The organism is uncultured Amnibacterium sp., assembly GCF_964245895.1.
Taxonomy (GTDB): Bacteria; Actinomycetota; Actinomycetes; order Actinomycetales; family Microbacteriaceae; genus Amnibacterium.
On sequence record NZ_CAXTOQ010000061.1, the window covers coordinates 1 to 14,979 of the forward strand.

The 14,979-nt window shown below is 75.2% G+C and carries 15 protein-coding genes; 7 read left to right on the forward strand and 8 right to left on the reverse strand.

Annotated elements, in window-relative coordinates:
- A partial coding sequence (locus tag ACFE60_RS10065; RefSeq protein WP_375388738.1) for a glycogen debranching N-terminal domain-containing protein occupies positions 1 to 812 on the reverse strand: 812 nt, incomplete at its 3' end.
- A 109-nt stretch (positions 813 to 921) separates the two neighbouring features.
- On the opposite strand from ACFE60_RS10065, the gene ACFE60_RS10070 reads away from it, so the two are divergent.
- Together ACFE60_RS10070 and ACFE60_RS10075 are read left to right on the forward strand one after the other, a co-directional pair.
- Complete coding sequence (locus tag ACFE60_RS10070; protein ID WP_375388721.1) at positions 922 to 1,902, forward strand: LacI family DNA-binding transcriptional regulator; 981 nt, start codon at positions 922 to 924, stop codon at positions 1,900 to 1,902.
- A 46-nt stretch (positions 1,903 to 1,948) separates the two neighbouring features.
- The gene (locus tag ACFE60_RS10075) at positions 1,949 to 2,395 is read left to right on the forward strand and encodes a hypothetical protein (protein ID WP_375388722.1); all 447 of its coding nucleotides are present in this window, start codon (positions 1,949 to 1,951) and stop codon (positions 2,393 to 2,395) included.
- Between the two features lie 3 nt (positions 2,396 to 2,398).
- Here the strand turns inward: ACFE60_RS10075 and ACFE60_RS10080 are convergent, their stop codons facing one another.
- Together ACFE60_RS10080 and ACFE60_RS10085 are read right to left on the reverse strand one after the other, a co-directional pair.
- Positions 2,399 to 2,800 (reverse strand): ChaB family protein, encoded by a 402-nt coding sequence (locus ACFE60_RS10080; RefSeq protein WP_375388723.1) that lies wholly within the window; start codon positions 2,798 to 2,800, stop codon positions 2,399 to 2,401.
- 2 nt (positions 2,801 to 2,802) lie between these two features.
- Entirely contained in the window at positions 2,803 to 3,645 is an 843-nt protein-coding gene (locus ACFE60_RS10085) for an NAD-dependent epimerase/dehydratase family protein (protein ID WP_375388724.1), read from the reverse strand.
- 6 nt (positions 3,646 to 3,651) lie between these two features.
- Between ACFE60_RS10085 and ACFE60_RS10090 the strand changes: the two genes are divergently transcribed.
- From ACFE60_RS10090 to ACFE60_RS10100, 3 genes are all read left to right on the forward strand, one after another.
- Complete coding sequence (locus tag ACFE60_RS10090; RefSeq protein WP_375388725.1) at positions 3,652 to 4,368, forward strand: NAD(P)H-hydrate epimerase; 717 nt, start codon at positions 3,652 to 3,654, stop codon at positions 4,366 to 4,368.
- A gap of 86 nt (positions 4,369 to 4,454) precedes the next feature.
- Positions 4,455 to 5,777, forward strand: coding sequence for an NAD(P)/FAD-dependent oxidoreductase (locus ACFE60_RS10095; RefSeq protein ID WP_375388726.1), 1,323 nt, complete (start codon positions 4,455 to 4,457; stop codon positions 5,775 to 5,777).
- 9 nt (positions 5,778 to 5,786) lie between these two features.
- Positions 5,787 to 5,966 (forward strand): hypothetical protein, encoded by a 180-nt coding sequence (locus ACFE60_RS10100; RefSeq protein ID WP_375388727.1) that lies wholly within the window; start codon positions 5,787 to 5,789, stop codon positions 5,964 to 5,966.
- Positions 5,967 to 6,107: 141 nt separating this feature from the next.
- Here the strand turns inward: ACFE60_RS10100 and ACFE60_RS10105 are convergent, their stop codons facing one another.
- The 5 genes from ACFE60_RS10105 to ACFE60_RS10125 all read right to left on the reverse strand — a co-directional run bounded on the left by ACFE60_RS10105 (position 6,108) and on the right by ACFE60_RS10125 (position 13,508).
- The gene (locus ACFE60_RS10105; RefSeq protein WP_375388728.1) at positions 6,108 to 6,470 is read right to left on the reverse strand and encodes an RNA-binding S4 domain-containing protein; all 363 of its coding nucleotides are present in this window, start codon (positions 6,468 to 6,470) and stop codon (positions 6,108 to 6,110) included.
- An 81-nt stretch (positions 6,471 to 6,551) separates the two neighbouring features.
- Positions 6,552 to 8,393 carry a S9 family peptidase gene (locus tag ACFE60_RS10110; RefSeq protein ID WP_375388729.1) on the reverse strand — a complete coding sequence of 614 codons (1,842 nt, stop codon included), beginning with the start codon at positions 8,391 to 8,393 and terminating at the stop codon, positions 6,552 to 6,554.
- Between the two features lie 159 nt (positions 8,394 to 8,552).
- The gene (locus tag ACFE60_RS10115; protein ID WP_375388730.1) at positions 8,553 to 10,337 is read right to left on the reverse strand and encodes an N-acetylglutaminylglutamine amidotransferase; all 1,785 of its coding nucleotides are present in this window, start codon (positions 10,335 to 10,337) and stop codon (positions 8,553 to 8,555) included.
- A gap of 13 nt (positions 10,338 to 10,350) precedes the next feature.
- A complete protein-coding gene (locus ACFE60_RS10120) occupies positions 10,351 to 12,900 on the reverse strand; it encodes a glutamate--cysteine ligase (RefSeq protein ID WP_375388731.1) in 2,550 nt (849 codons plus the stop codon).
- A 56-nt stretch (positions 12,901 to 12,956) separates the two neighbouring features.
- Positions 12,957 to 13,508 carry a VIT1/CCC1 transporter family protein gene (locus ACFE60_RS10125; protein WP_375388732.1) on the reverse strand — a complete coding sequence of 184 codons (552 nt, stop codon included), beginning with the start codon at positions 13,506 to 13,508 and terminating at the stop codon, positions 12,957 to 12,959.
- Between the two features lie 114 nt (positions 13,509 to 13,622).
- Between ACFE60_RS10125 and ACFE60_RS10130 the strand changes: the two genes are divergently transcribed.
- Together ACFE60_RS10130 and ACFE60_RS10135 are read left to right on the forward strand one after the other, a co-directional pair.
- On the forward strand, positions 13,623 to 14,228 hold the full coding sequence (locus ACFE60_RS10130; protein ID WP_375388733.1) for a histidine phosphatase family protein: 606 nt from the start codon (positions 13,623 to 13,625) through the stop codon (positions 14,226 to 14,228).
- Positions 14,228 to 14,971 (forward strand): class I SAM-dependent methyltransferase, encoded by a 744-nt coding sequence (locus tag ACFE60_RS10135; protein ID WP_375388734.1) that lies wholly within the window; start codon positions 14,228 to 14,230, stop codon positions 14,969 to 14,971. Before ACFE60_RS10130 ends, ACFE60_RS10135 begins: the two co-directional genes overlap by 1 nt.
- Positions 14,972 to 14,979 lie beyond the last annotated feature (8 nt).

A 14,979-nucleotide genomic window follows, 5' to 3' on the forward strand; every position in this document is an offset into this window, starting at 1 on the left:
GGCATGCGCGCGGCCCAGATGGAGTCGCGGCCGAAGAGGGTGAGGAACCACGGCGCGCCCGCGGCGAGGAACACGTCGTCCGGTCCGCCCGGCAGCACGAGCTGCAGCGACTCGAGGTCGTCGAGCGCGCGGGCGGTCCACTCGTCGAGGGTCGGGTCGCCCGTCGGCGGGGCGGCGAGTCGGATCGGCCGGGGCGGCGCGGTCACGACCGCGGCGCGGTCCTCGGCGCGCACCCGCCAGGACGCCGTCACGGTGCCGTGCGGCGGCACCGTCGCGCGCAGCTCGAGCCGCAGCCCGTCGGCGTCCGCCGTCGGCTCGAGCCCGTCGGCGACGAGGGTCGCGTGGACCTCCTCCGTGCCCCACGAGGCGATGCCGCCGGCGACGGCGAACCGCACGGGCGCCGCCGTACCGCCGGACTTCACGAGCGGCATCGGCGCGAGGTCGGTCCGCAGATGCACCGTGAGCGCGACCTCGACCGGGACCTCCCGTCCGGACGTCACGGTCAGCGCCTCCGTCAGCCCCTCGGGGTCCACGGTGCGGACGCGGTCCAGCCGGACGCGCGGGTCAGCGCCCGCGTCGGCGTCGAGCCCGCGCAGGAGGGCGGTGAAGGCGATCCGGCGAGCGCTGCGCCGGTCGGTCCGGATGTGCTCGAGCGCGCTGCCGAGGACGGTGGTCTCGAGGCCGGCGACGATCCGCACGTCGGAGACGAACAGGCCGTCGATGGGCGCGGACAGGCTCCCGTCGGCACGGCTCCACAGCTGCGCCGGTGCCGCCAGCACGATCTCGCCGTCGTGCAGCAGGGGTTGCCTCATCGCCACGGGGGGAGCGTAGGGCTTTCGGTTTGATCGATCAAATGGTCGGTCGGCGATTCCCAGGTTCCTCTACGATTCGCGGAGCGGGATCCGCGGACGAGGAGGACCGGTGCGTCGACTGCCTACCGTCACCGACGTCGCGGACGCCGCGGGCGTCTCGCGGCAGACCGTCTCCAACGTGCTGAACACCCCGGGCATCGTCCGTGAGGAGACGCGGGAGCGCGTGCTCGACGCCGTGCAGCGGCTCGGCTACCGCCCGCACGCCTCCGCCCGCCGCCTGCGGACCCGGGTCAGCTCGACGCTCGGCGTGCGGCTCGATCCCGGCACGGACGGCATGGCGGGGTCGCTGCTGGACCGCTTCCTGCACGCGCTCGTCGAGCAGGCCGACGCGGCGGGTCTGCGGGTGCTGCTCTACACCGCGGAGGACGAGGCCGGCGAGATCGCCGCGTTCGAGCGGCTGCTCGACGGCGCCGACGTCGACGCCTTCGTGCTCACCTCCACGCACTACGGCGACACCCGGATCCCGTGGCTCATCGAGCACGACGTGCGCTTCGTCACCTTCGGGCGGCCGTGGGGCGAGCGCGCCTCGACCGATCGCTCGCACCGGTGGGTCGACGTCGACGGGCGGGAGGGGGTGCGCGCGGCGACCGATCGGCTGCTGGAGCGCGGGGCGCGGCGGGTCGCGTTCCTCGGCTGGCCGGCCGGGTCCGGCACGGGCGACGACCGGCGCGAGGGATGGCGCGCGGCGATGCGCGCGGCGGGGGTCGCCGAGACGGATCTGGTCGCTCTGGACCTCGCCGTCGAGGAGGACCCCCACGATCTCGGCGTCGGCGGTCGCGCCCTCGCGGCGCTGTCCCCGGCGCCCGAGGCCGTGGTCTGCGCCAGCGACTCCCTCGCCCTCGGTACGCGGCTCGCGCTCGGCCCGGACGTGCCCGTCGTCGGGTACGACGACACCCCGGTCGCCCGCGCCCTCGGCTTCCCGAGCGTCGCCCAGCCGCTGGACGGGGTGGCCGCCGCCGTGCTCGAGCTGCTGCGCGTCGACGACGGCCCGCACCACCGCCTGCTCGCCCCCCGCCTGGTCGAGCGCTGAGCCCCCGCCGCGCCGGGGTGTCCGTGCGACCGCCTACCGTTGGCGCGTGAGCGGCCAGTGGTTCCCGGGCGTCGCGAAGCTGCGCAGGCGCTCCCTGCTGCGCCGCGTCGCCCTCGCCGGCGCGCTGCTGCTCGTGCTCGTCGGGCTCGCGGTGCTCTGGCCGCGCGCGGAGCGGGGCGGCCTCACGGTGCCGACCGCGACGGCGGGCGAGCCGACCGGCGTGCTGCGCGGCGCGCTGCAGGCGCAGCGGCACGGCGACGTCGCCTGCTACTCGGTGACCGTCCACGGCACGACGTCGGTGCTGCGGTTCGCGGAGGGGTGGAGCGCGAACCCGCAGCTCGGACTGGTGGACCCGTCCGGCGCGGTGATCGCGCAGCCGGGCAGCACCGTCGTCCTGACCGGCGAGCCCGGCGCCGTCGGGACCGCCGACGGCTGCACGCAGCAGGGACGGCTGTGGACCATCAGCGCCGCCCGCGTGCCTCCGCCGACCTGAGGCTCAGCCCTCGCGGGCCTTCCGGGTCTCCCGGTCGTTCGCCTTCCCGATCGCGTCGACCAGCTGGTCCTTCGTCATGGTCGACCGACCGTGCACGTCGAGCCGCCTCGCCACCTGCAGCAGGTGCTGCTTCGTGGCGTTCGCGTCGACGCCGCCCCTGGTCGGGTGGTCGCCCGGCCCGCCCTGCTCGGCGCCCGCGTCCGACGGGCCCGGCTCGTCCTTCGGCTCCCAGTGGTCGCCGACCTTCTCGTACGAGTGCTTGAGCGCCGCGAACGCCGTCCGGTGGGCGCGCTCGCCGTCGCCGTACTGCGCCTCCGCGGACCGCAGCGTCTCGCCGTAGACGTCCTGCGCGTGCTGGTCGGACCGCTGCAGGGTGGAGGGGAGGTCGGACTTCTCGACGGCCACGATCAGCCCTGGGTGTCGCGCCAGGACCGGGTCGGCTGCCAGCCGAGCTCGGCGCGCGCCTTGTCGATCGACAGCAGCGTGCCGGTGCCCTCCACGGGCCGGGTGAACGGGACCCCGGGGAAGACCGCGGCGGCGAGCTCGGCGCTCGGGGTGCGCATCACGGTGTCCGCGTTGGCGATGATGTACCGCTCGAACCCGGGTCCGCGCACCTCGAGCGCCTTCGCGATCGCGTCCGCCGCGTCCCGCGCGTCGATGTAGCCCCACGCGTTCCACTTGCGCACCAGCGGGTCGTCCTGCCAGGCCTCGAAGCCGGCGTAGTCCGCCTCCACCATCACGTTCGAGAACCGCATGGCGGTGATCGACAGCGCCGGGTCCCAGCGGCAGAAGGTGAGCGCCATCTGCTCCTCGAGCAGCTTCGTCATCGAGTAGGTCGAGTTCGGCAGCGTCACCGCCTCGTCCACCGGGAGGTACTCGGGCGGCACGTCCATCGGCAGGCCCAGCAGCGTCTCGCTGGAGGCGGTCACGATGCGCTGCACGCCCGCCCGGCGGGCGGCCTGCAGCACGTGGTGCGTGGAGAGGATGTTGTTCTCGAACGTCACGACGTCCGGGAACAGGCCTGGAGCCGGGATCGCGGCGAGGTGCACGATCGCGTCGACGCCGTCGTGCTGCTCCTCGACGCCGGCGACCGCGTCGAGCACCTGGCCCGCGTCGGTGAGGTCGATCGGGATGCCCTCGCCCCTGGGGACCGCGCGGTCGAGCACGATCACGGCGTGCCCGGCGTCGCGGAGGGACGTGGTGACGGTGCTGCCGAGCTTGCCGCTGCCGCCGGTGAGAAGGATGCGCATGCCCCGATGCTCCTCCGAGCCGCCTCCGAGGAGCATGACGACGTGATCGTCGACGGGTACCTCGCCGAGCAGGTGCGGGCGGCCGAGCGGCCGCTCCTCTACGCCGGGGTGCCGCTGATGGCGCGCGCCGCGGCCGGGCTGGCGGCGGAGGTGCGGCGGCTGCTCGCGACCCGCGGCCGCCGCACCGGGCGGATCGTCGTGCTCGCCGGCAGCGGCAGCAACGGCGGCGACGCCCTGCTCGCCGCGGCCGCCCTGGTCGCGGAGGGGAGCAGCGCGGTGGTCGTCCGGCTCGGCCGCGGGGTGCACGCCGAGGGGCTGCGAGCCGCGCAGCGGGCCGGCGCGACCGTGCTGCCGCCCGACGCCTCCGCGGGCCGGATCGCCGCTGAGGTGGCGCGGGCCGACGTCGTGCTGGACGGCATCCTCGGCACCGGAGCCCGCGGGCCGCTGCGCGGCCCGGCGAGGCAGGTCGTCGGGCGCCTCCTCGAATCGGGCGGCCACGGCGCCGTCGTCGTCGCGGTCGACCTGCCGAGCGGGCTCGGGCCCGACGACGGCGTGCCGCACCCGCCCCTCCTGCGCGCCGACGTCACCGTGACCTTCGGTGCGGTGAAGGCGGGCCTGCTCGCCCCGGGCGCCCGCGCGTGGACCGGGCGGGTCCGGCTCGTCGACATCGGGCTCGCCCCGGCGCTCGCCGGCGTCGGACCCGCGGCTCGCGGCCCGCTCTGACGTTCGGCGCGCGGCCAGGAACCGCTCAGGCCGTGGTGGGACGGTCGACCCGACGGGGGCGCCGTGCCGCCGACGAGGGGATGCGCATGCCGGTCGCGCCGCAGAAGATCGTGATCCTGGGCGGCGGCTACGTCGGCCTCTACGTGGCGTGGACGCTCGAGAAGCACTCCGAGCTGCCGCTCGAGGTGACCCTGATCGAGCCGCGGGCGTACATGACCTACCAGCCGCTGCTGCCGGAGGTCGCCGGCGGGCACGTGAGCCCCCGCGACGTCACGGTCGATCTGCGCCAGGCGCTCGCGCACACGAACGTCGTCCGCGGCGCGGTGACCGGGGTCGACTCGAAGGCGAAGACGGTGACGGTCGCACCGGTCGACGGCGGCGAGACCGTCTACGACTACGACCACGTCGTGATCGGCCTCGGTGCGGTCACCCGCACGTTCCCGACGCTGGGGCTCGCCGAGCACGGCGTCGGCTTCAAGACCATCGAGGAGGCCGCGCACACCCGCAACACGGTGCTGCTGAACGTCGCGCGGGCGGCCGCGGCGACCGATCCGGCCGAGCGGCGCAAGTACCTCACCTTCGTCTTCATCGGCGGCGGCTACACCGGCGTCGAGGCGCTCGCGGAGCTCTCCGACCTGTCGAAGAAGGCGATCGCCGCGCAGCCGGCGCTGGCGGGGGAGGAGCCGAGCTGGATCCTCATCGAGGCGCTCGACCGCGTCGCTCCCGAGGTCGGGCCCGAGCTGTCGGCCTGGACGCTCGACGAGCTGCGGAAGCGCGGGATCGACATCCGCCTGAAGACCACCATGAAGTCGTGCGAGGACGCGGTCGCCGTGTTCAGCGACGGCGACGAGGTGCCGTTCGGCATGCTGGTCTGGACAGCCGGGGTGAAGCCGAACCCGGTCCTGGCGAACACGGACCTGCCCCTCGGCCCGCGCGGCCACGTGAACACCAGCGCGAAGCTGCAGGTGATCCGCGAGGACGGCGGCTGGGTGCGCGGCGCATGGGCCGCCGGGGACAACGCGCAGATCCCGGACCTGACGAAGCCGCAGCCCGCGTGGTACCCGCCCAACGCGCAGAACGCGCTGCGGCAGGCCGTGCTGCTCGGCGACAACATCGCCAGGTCGGTCCGCCGGCGCCGGCCGCGGCAGTACATCCACTACTCCCTCGGCACGGTCGCCTCCTACGGCCTCTTCCACGGCGCGGCGAACATCTTCGGCGTGCAGCTGAAGGAGGTGCCCGCGTGGCTCGCTCACCGCGGCTACCACCTGCTCGCGATGCCGACCACCGACCGCAAGGTGCGCATCTTCGCCGGCTGGGTCGCGGACTTCGTCGGCCGCGCCGACCTGACGCCCACCGACGACCTCGAGGACCCGACGCGCGACTTCCGTGTCGCTGCCGGCGGGAAGTGAAGGAGCACGATGACCGACGCACCGAACGACTACGACCAGAACCACCCGACGCAGGCGGAGGGCGAGGACCCCGACGCCGCCGAGCCCAGCATCGTGCTGGAGCAGCAGGGCAAGCCCTCGAGCGCCGAGGGCGAGGACCCCGACGCGCCCGCCGCGCACGAGGTGCTCGACCCCGTGCAGCCCGACTGACCGGCGCGCACCTCGCCCGGCCGCACGGGCCGTCCCCTGTGCAGGAGACCGGGCCGCGTGCAGGACGGATCAGCGCTTGCCGTCCTGCACGCGGAACCTCATCCTTCAGACGGCGCGGCCCGTTGCGCCGCGGGAGGCGTTTCAGTAGCCGCGGAGGCGGGTGATCTCCCGGCGGTCCTTCTTCGTCGGGCGCCCGGCGGCGAGGTCGCGCAGCACCTGCGACGGCGTCTCGACGCGCGGCGGCGGAGGCGGGGTGCGGTCCTCGACGGCGAGCGCCGCCTCCGGAGCGCCGCCGCGCTTCAGCGGCAGCGCCTTGACGCCGAGGATCCGCTCGTGCGCGAGCATCGCCCGCACCTCGTCGCCGACCTTGACGAGGTGCGACGGCTTGACCTTCTGGCCGTTGATGGACACGTGCCCGGCCTTGCAGGCGGCGGAGGCGATCGACCGCGTGCGGTAGACGCGCACGGCCCACAGCCACACGTCCACCCGCGCCGAGTCCGCCATCCCCTCCACGCTAACCGGGCCGCCCGCTGCTCATGCGCGGCTGCGCTCCGGCGCGGGAGCAGCGGAGGGCCCCGCGAGCACTCAGAGCCGCGTCGCGAGGAACCGCACGAGGTCCGTCAGCAGGTGCTTCCGGGAGGAGGCGCGGCGGTAGTCGTGGCCCTCGCCGGGCAGCTCCAGGTACTCGACCTGCCGGTCGAGGTCGCGGAGCGCCGCCACGATGCGCCGCGCCTCGCCGATCGGCACGTTGGTGTCGAGCTCGCCGTGGACGACGAGCAGCGGCACGTCGATCGCCTCCACCTGGCGCAGCGGCGAGATCGCCTCGAGCAGGGCGCGGTCGCGCTCGGGATGGCCGTACTTGCTGACCGCGGCGGCGCCGATCCACGGCTCCGTCTCCTCGTAGAACCGGGTGAGGTCGCTCATCCCGCAGACGTCGGCGCCCGCGGCGAACACGCCGGGGGAGAAGGCGAGGGAGGCGAGCGTCAGGTACCCGCCGTACGAGCGGCCGGTCACCCCGACCCTCCGCCGATCGGCCGTGCCCGTCGCCACGAGATGGTGCGCGGCCGCCCGCACGTCGCCGAACGCGTCGAACCGGCCGCCCAGGTCGTCCGCGTGCACGAACTCGCGCCCGAACCCCGAGGAGCCGCGGACGTTCACCGCGAACACGCTGACGCCTGCGGCGGCGAGCGCCTGGTGCTGCGGGCTGAAGGTCGGCCGCTCCTGCGCCTCCGGCCCGCCGTGCAGGTGCACCACCGCGGCGTCCGCACCCGCTGCGCGGTAGAGCCAGCCGGTCAGGGTGAGGCCGTCCTCGCCCTGGAACACCTCGAGGCTCGGCACCACGAGCCGCGCGCCCGGCGCCGGCGCGGCCGTGACCCGGGTCCAGCGGCGGCTGTGCGTGTCGAGGTGCCACAGCTCGCGGGGGCGCTCCGGCCCCTCCACGCCGAGGATGACGGAGCCGCCGTCGCGCGACAGCACCGGGGTCGTCGCGACGAGGCCCGGCATCCCGGTGATCGGCTGCCGCTCGTGCGAGCCGGTGTGGTACAGCTCGAGCTCGCTGCGGCCGGCGGCGTTCCAGACGAGCAGCAGCAGCTCGCCGGCGTCGTCGGCGTCCACCGCCTCCAGCTCGGCGTCGTCCCGGAACGCGAGCGTGCGCGGCTCGCCGCGGTGCCCGTTCGGGCCGAAGGGCAGCCCGATCAGCTGCCGGCGGCTGAGGCCGACGTCGGAGGCGAGGTAGACGTACAGCGGGCCCGCCTCGCCGGCCGGCGCCGGGCGCACCAGGGCGACGTCGGTCGAGCCCGTGCCGCTCGGCAGCAGCGACGAGTGGTGGTCCTCGAGCCGGTCGACGACGGTGCAGAACTGCCGGCCGCGCTCGCCGTCGAGCAGGATGAGGAAGCGCTCCTCCAGCGAGATGTCGAGCACGTGGATCAGGTCGCCCTCGGCGAGCGGGTCGAGGCGCCCCGTCCACGGGTCGGCGAGGAAGCAGCGCGTCGGCCTGCCCTCGCCCGGGGAGGGGTAGGTCACGACGACGCGGTGTCCGCTGCGGGTCCACGGCCCGAGCTCGGCGTGCTCGACGTGGTCGCCCGCGATGCGCCGCGCCTCCGAGCCGTCCGGCCGGACGACCCACACCTGCGTGCGCACGCCGCCGTCCGTCGCGACGGTGCAGGCGAGCCAGCGGCTGTCCGCCGACCAGGAGACGGCGACCACGGGGTCGGCCGACAGCGGGATCCGCTGGGCGGGCGGCGCCTCGCCCTGCAGCACGACCTGCTGCACCCACACCTCCGGGGTGCCCGACCGGTCGCTGATGAAGGCGACGCGGTGGGCGTCGGGCGTCATGGTGGGGCACCAGCTGCCCCACGCGTCCACCAGCCCCGTGCCCAGCCGAACGGCGGCGTCGATGCGGTCGGCGGTCGCGGTGTCGGTGGTCACCCGCCCAGTCTCCCGAGTCGCGGTCGGGAGTCGCCACCAGGCCCGTGCTTCGCGGATCCGGATGGATCCGCCGACACCCCGGCGTCCGGGTCCGCGACCCGGCGTGTCGCGCCGTCCATCCGGATCCGCGACAGGAATCCGGATCCGCGAAGCAGGAAGTCAGCGGATGTCGTTGGCCTGCAGCCAGAGCTCGAGGAGGCCCAGCTGCCAGAGCGCGTTGCTGTCGAGCGTCGTGCGCTCGGTGTTCGGGTCGGCGAGGAGGCGGGCGACCGTGTCGCGGCGGAACAGGTCGCGCCGCTGCGCCGCCGGGTCGAGCAGCGCCTCGCGCACCCTGGCCAGCATCGGGCCCTCGAGCTGCCGGATCGCGGGCACCGGGAAGTGGCCCTTCGTCCGGTCGATCACCGCGTCCGGCACCAGGCCGCGGGACGCGCGCTTCAGCACGCCCTTGCCGCCGTCGGCCAGCTTCAGCCGCGGCGGGATCCGGCCGGCCAGCTCCACCAGCTCGTGGTCGAGGAACGGCACGCGCGCCTCCAGCCCCCACGCCATGGTCATGCTGTCGACCCGCTTGACCGGGTCGTCGACGAGCATCACGGTGGTGTCGATCCGCAGGGCCGCGTCCACCGAGGTCTCCGCTCCCGGCGCGGCGAACGCGGCGTCGAGGAACGCGCGCGGCACGTCGGTCTCCGCCAGCCACGCCGGGTTCAGCCAGCTCGCCATCGTCGACCACGGCCGGTCGACGAACACCGCCGAGTACGCGTCGACCGCCTCGTCTCGCGGCACGCCCGCCAGCGGCGGGTACCACTCGTACCCGCCGAGCACCTCGTCGGCGCCCTGCCCGGACTGGACGACCTTGATGGACCGCGAGACCTCCTCCGACAGCAGGAAGAACGCGACGCAGTCGTGGCTCACCATCGGCTCGCTCATCGCGGCGACCGCCGCGTCGACGGCGGGCAGCAGCCGCTCGGAGCCGATCGGGATGCGGTGGTGGTGCGTGCCGAACTCCCGCGCGATCAGGGTCGAGTACGAGAACTCGTCGCCGGACTCGCCGCCGCTGTCCTCGAACCCGATGCTGAAGGTCTCCAGATCCGGCTGCCCCAGCTCCGCGAGCAGCGCGACGACGAGGGAGGAGTCGAGGCCGCCGGACAGCAGCACGCCGACGGGCACGTCGGCGACCATCCGGCGCCGCACCGCGGTGCGGAGCGCGTTCCGCAGCGCCTCCTCCCAGTCCCGGCCGGACATGCCGGCGTCGGCCGGGTCCCGCTCGAACGCGGGCCGCCAGTACACCTGCTCGCGGCTCGTGCCGTCCGCCTCGATCACGCGGAGCGTGGCGGGCGGCAGCTTCGTGACGCCCGCCAGGATCGTGCGCGGCGCGGGGACGACGGCGTGGAAGCTCATGTACGCCGCGAGCGCGTCGCGGTCGACGGCGGTGTCGACCCCACCACCGGCGAGCAGCGCCTGGACCGTGGAGGCGAACCGCAGCATCCCCGGCCGCTCGTCGAGGTAGAGCGGCTTGATCCCCAGCCGGTCGCGGGCGAGCACGGTGCGGCCGGAGGCGTGCTCCCGGATCACGATCGCGAACATCCCGAGCAGGTGGTCGACGAACCGCTCGCCCCACTGGTGCCAGGCCTTCTCGATCACCTCCGTGTCGGACGTCGACCGGAACGTGTGGCCGATCCCCCGCAGCTCGGCGCGCAGCTCGTGGTGGTTGTAGATGCAGCCGTTGAACACGATCGTCGAGCCGGTCTCGTCGTCCCGCATCGGCTGCGCGCCGGAGGGGGACAGGTCGATGATCGCGAGCCGCCGGTGCCCGAGCGCGACGGGTCCGTCCGCCCACAGCCCCTCGCCGTCCGGCCCGCGGTGCACCAGGCAGGCGGTCATCCGCGCGACCGCCTCCACGTCCGCGGCACGGCCGTCGAACCGGATCTCGCCGGCGAGTCCACACATGCTCGTTCGTCTCCTAGCGGTGGCGGTTCCTGGACGCGTGGTGCTCGGGGAGCACGATCCAGGTGTCCTTCGCCCCGCCACCTCGCGAGGAGTTCACGACGAGGCTGCCGTCCGGAGCGACCCGCGTCAGCGCGAGGTCGGCCAGCAGGTAGTCCCGCTTGCGATGCCCGGTCGAGTACACGAAGGCCCGCAGGTCGACGTGCCGCGGCTGCAGCAGGCCGCCCTCGAGGGACGGCACGGACGAGAGCGAGACGACCTCCTGCGCCACCCAGGCGGACGGGTCGTCGGCGATCTCGAGGCGCCGCCTGGCCACCTCCGCGGCGTCCGCGGCGGGGCCGACGAGCACGCCGCGGCCGCCGGAGCCGTCGACCGGCTTCGTGACGAGCTCGCCGACCCGCTCGAGCACCGCCTGCCGCTCGGTCTCGTCGCCGAGCCGGTAGGTGGGCACGCTCTCGAGCAGCGGCCGCTCGTCCAGGTAGTAGCCGATCAGCTCGGGCACCGACCGGTACATCGCCTTGTCGTCCGCGACGCCGTTGCCCGGCGCGTTCACCAGCGTGACGTCGCCCCGCGCCGCGACGTCCATGATCCCCGCGCCGATCTCCCGGCCGTCGGCGGCGACGAGGTCCGGCAGCTCGACGTCGAGTCGCAGGTAGAGGCTGCCGATCCGGTCGCCGGTCGACCGCTGCACGACCGTGCCGCGGTCGACCGCGAGGTCGTCGGGCGTCGCGAGGAGCAGCCCGGCGCCGTCGGCGAGGCGGCGGTGCTCGAACCACGCCGAGCTGTCCGGCCCGCCCGACAGCAGCGCCCCGCGCGTGCCGGGCTTCGCGCCCGCCAGCACGGCCCGCCGCAGCTGCTCGAGCGCCGTCGCGGGATCGGCGAGGTGGCCGGGCCTCGGCAGGTCGGGCAGCACGGCGTCCATCAGCTGCCGGATCGCGATGGCGTAGGCGACGCCGGAGGGGTTCCGCACGTTGTCCTCGAGCACCCGCCAGCCGCCGTACTCGTTCCGCACGAGGTCGAAGCCCTGGATCGGGGCGCGCAGCGACCCCTTCGGCAGCCGCGCGGCGGCCGGCAGCCAGCCGGGCGCGCCGAGCACCGCCTCCGCCGGCAGCACGCCGTCCTTCAGGATCCGCTGCTCGCCGTAGACGTCGCCGAGGAAGGCCTCGATCGCCCGGGCGCGCTGGGTGAGGCCGGCCTCCAGCTCGGTCCACTCGTACGGCTGGACGAGCCGCGGCACGAGGTCGACGTCGAACGGCTGCTTCCTGCCGGCGACGCCGAAGTCGAAGGCGTGCTCGGTGGTCCAGCGGTCGCGCGCCGCGTGGCGGTCGGCCAGGCCGTCGACCCCGAGGGCCCGCACGTGCTCGACGACCGCGCGGTAGTTTGGCCGCGGCACCGAGTTCGCGTCGATCCCCTCGTCACCGGCCCTCGCGCGGTAGCGGCGCAGCGCCGGGGCGGCCGCCTCGGGCCCGGACGCCGGCCCCTGCGTCTCCTCGACGACGCTGCGCATCACGTCCTCGAGGTCGCCGCGCTGCACGAACGCGGCGCGCTGCCGGTCGGCCGAGTTGCCGCGGGCGAGCGCGGTCTCGGTGAGGTCCGCGACCTCGTCCCAGTCGTCCAGCTCCTCCAGCGTCTCCCGCAGGTCGCCGAGCAGCCGCTGGACCACCTCCCTCGCCGGCGCGGGGCGGGGGTGGACGGAGTCGTCCAGCAGCCGCCCGGTCAGCCCGCCCCGCGCCGCCTGCCAGATGCCGGCGCGGTGCAGCGGCAGCGCACGTCCTTCCCAGGGGCTGCCGGCCTCGACCTCCTTCTCCGCGTCCCGCACCATCGCCCGGAACAGGCCGGCGATCAGCACGGCGTCGTCGACCAGCGGGCAGGCGTCGCAGATCCGCAGCTCGAGCGTCGGCGCGTGGGACGAGGGGCGCACGTCGAAGTACGCCATCTTCGCGTCCGCGATCACGCCCGACGCGATCATGTCCTGCAGCAGCTCGTCGTACGCCGCCCCGTCGGCGAGCGGCCCGGTCGGGCCGGCGCTCGGCCAGCGCTGCCAGATGATGGTGCGGATGGAGGCGTAGCCCGTGTCCAGCCCGTTCCAGTACGGCGAGCTCGCGGACAGCGCGAGCAGGACCGGCAGCCGGCTCGCCACCCGCTGGGCGATGTCGACCGCGAGGTCGCGGTCCGCGACGCCGACGTGGATCTGGGTGCCGCAGATCAGCTGCTCGTCGACGAGCAGACGGTACTGCTCCTGCATGCGCCCGTACCGGCCGGTCGCCGTCAGCTCGAAGTCGCGGAACTCGCTGCGGGGCGCGGTGCCGACGGCGGCGACGCCGAGCCCCTCCTTCGCCGCGACGTCGATCACGCCGCGGCGCAGCCGCAGCAGCTCGCGGCGCAGCCCCCCGAGGTCCGTCACCACATCGGTGTTCGTCTCGACGGTCGTCCGCTGGATCTCGGCGGAGTAGCTGTCGCGCGGCAGCTTCCCGAGCAGCTGCGGCGCTCGCGCGGCGAGCTGCCAGCGCTCGAGGTCGATGAGGTGCAGCTCCTCCTCGGCGCCGAGCGTCAGTGCGGCCCCCATCCGCGCACCATAGCGAGCGCGGGTCGGAGACCGCCCGGAGGAGGTGAGGAGTCGGCTCAGGCCACCCCGGCGGTGCCGAGCAGCAGGCCGATCGACCAGGTCGCCGCGAGCGCGAGGCCGCCGCCGAGGACCGTGCGCAGGGTGGGTCGCAGCGCGGGTGCACCGCCCAGCCGGGCGCCCGCTGCGCCGGTCAGCGCCAGCGCCACGAGCACCGCGAGGACGGTCAGCGGCACCCGGGCTGCGCCGCCGGCGAGGAGCACGGCGACCAGCGGCAGCACGCCGCCCGTCAGGAACGCCGTCGCGGAGGCGGCCGCCGCGGCCCAGGGGTTCGCGCCGGTGCCGGTCAGGGCGGCGCGCTCGCCGTCCCGCTGGCTCGACACCGACACGTACTCGCCCAGCGCCATCGAGACCGCGCCGCCGATCAGCGCCGCGAGCCCGGCGAGCAGGACCGCGCCGTGGCCCGCGGAGGCGCCGGCGACGCCGACCACGATCGCGGCGACGGAGACGATGCCGTCGTTCGCACCCAGGACCCCGGCCCGCAGGGTGTTCGCCCGGCCCGCGCGGTCGGGGGCGGCGCCGTGCGTGAGGACGGCGAGCATCGAGGTCATGACGGCATCGTGCGCCCCTTCCGACCCGGCCGCCAGCAAGGGCAGGCAAGCCTCACCGCTGATCAGCACCGTGTTCCGGTCGTGTGCAGCATCCCGCGCGTACGCTCGGCCGACGTGCCGCCGCATCACCCGTACCCGGTTCTGAAGCCGCCGCAGCTGGTCCTCCTCCGCCACGGCGAGACCGCCTGGAGCCGGTCGGGGCAGCACACGGGGATCACCGACATCCCGCTCACCGAGGAGGGGGAGCGCCGTGCGCGTGCGCTCGCGCCCGTGCTCGCCGACCGCGACTTCGGGCTCGTGCTGGTGAGCCCGCGGCAGCGGGCGGTGCGGACCGCGGAGCTGGCCGGGTTCGCCGGCCGGTTCGAGTCGACCGACGACCTCGTCGAGTTCGACTACGGCGACTACGAGGGCCTCACCTCCGACGAGATCGACCGGATCCGGCCCGGCTGGGACCTCTGGCGCGACGGCGCGCCCGAGGGCGAGACCGCCGCCGAGGTCCGCGTGCGGGTCGAGCGGGTGATCGCCAGGGCGCAGCCGGTGCTGGACGCCGGCCACGACGTGCTGGCCGTCGCGCACGGGCACGTGCTGCGCGCGCTCGCCGCCGCGTGGGTCGACCTGCCGCCGGAGGGCGGGGCCCGGCTCGTGCTGTCGACCGCCGGGCTGGCGGAGCTCGGCCACGAGCACGGCACCCGGGTGATCGACCTCTGGAACGCCGCCTGATGGGCAGCGAGCGGGACGAGGCGCTCGCCGGCCGACGGTTCGGCGCGGCCGCCGACGCGTACGTCGCCGGCCGGCCGGACTACCCGGCCGAGATCGTCGAGTGGCTGATCGGCGACGCCCGAGCGGTCGCCGACGTCGGCGCGGGCACCGGCAAGCTGACGGCCGCGCTCGTGCGCGCCGGCAGGGAGGTCACCGCGGTCGAGCCGGACGCCGGCATGCTCGAGGCGCTCGCGCGGGAGGTGCCGCAGGCCGCGCCGCTGCAGGGCACCGGCGAGGTGATCCCGCTGCCGGACGCCTCCGTCGACGCCGTCGTCTACGGCCAGGCCTGGCACTGGGTGGACGTGCCGGCCGCCTCCGCCGAGGCCGCGCGGGTGCTGCGCCCCGGCGGGGTGCTGGGGCTCGTCTGGAACGTGCGCGACACCGCGGCCGACTGGGTGGACCGCCTCGGCGACGTGATGCGCGGCAGCGCCGCGGAGCGGATGATCGGGAGCGACGCGGTCGTGGTCGCGCCGCCGTTCGGGCCCCTCGAGCGCCGCGACCTGCGCTGGACGCGCCCGATGACCGTCGACCAGGTGGTCGCGATGGCCGCCTCGCGCTCGTACGTGATCGCGCTGCCGGCCGGGGAGCGCGACGACGTGCTCGCCGGCATCCGCACCCTGCTCGCGACGCACCCGGCCACGGCGGGCCGCGACGCGGTCGACCTCCCGTACGTGACGAGCGCCTTCCGCACCCGCCGCCCCTGACGCTTCGT

What these genes read in the sequence shown, in the direction of transcription:
- ACFE60_RS10135 (WP_375388734.1), top strand. Translation starts at nt 14,228, where the DNA reads ATGGGCAGCGAGCGGGACGAGGCGCTCGCCGGCCGACGGTTCGGCGCG.
- ACFE60_RS10100 (WP_375388727.1), top strand. Translation starts at nt 5,787, where the DNA reads ATGACCGACGCACCGAACGACTACGACCAGAACCACCCGACGCAGGCG.
- ACFE60_RS10105 (WP_375388728.1), bottom strand. Translation starts at nt 6,470, where the DNA reads ATGGCGGACTCGGCGCGGGTGGACGTGTGGCTGTGGGCCGTGCGCGTC.
- ACFE60_RS10090 (WP_375388725.1), top strand. Translation starts at nt 3,652, where the DNA reads ATGCTCCTCCGAGCCGCCTCCGAGGAGCATGACGACGTGATCGTCGAC.
- ACFE60_RS10085 (WP_375388724.1), bottom strand. Translation starts at nt 3,645, where the DNA reads ATGCGCATCCTTCTCACCGGCGGCAGCGGCAAGCTCGGCAGCACCGTC.
- ACFE60_RS10115 (WP_375388730.1), bottom strand. Translation starts at nt 10,337, where the DNA reads ATGTGTGGACTCGCCGGCGAGATCCGGTTCGACGGCCGTGCCGCGGAC.
- ACFE60_RS10120 (WP_375388731.1), bottom strand. Translation starts at nt 12,900, where the DNA reads ATGGGGGCCGCACTGACGCTCGGCGCCGAGGAGGAGCTGCACCTCATC.
- ACFE60_RS10095 (WP_375388726.1), top strand. Translation starts at nt 4,455, where the DNA reads ATGCCGGTCGCGCCGCAGAAGATCGTGATCCTGGGCGGCGGCTACGTC.
- ACFE60_RS10125 (WP_375388732.1), bottom strand. Translation starts at nt 13,508, where the DNA reads ATGACCTCGATGCTCGCCGTCCTCACGCACGGCGCCGCCCCCGACCGC.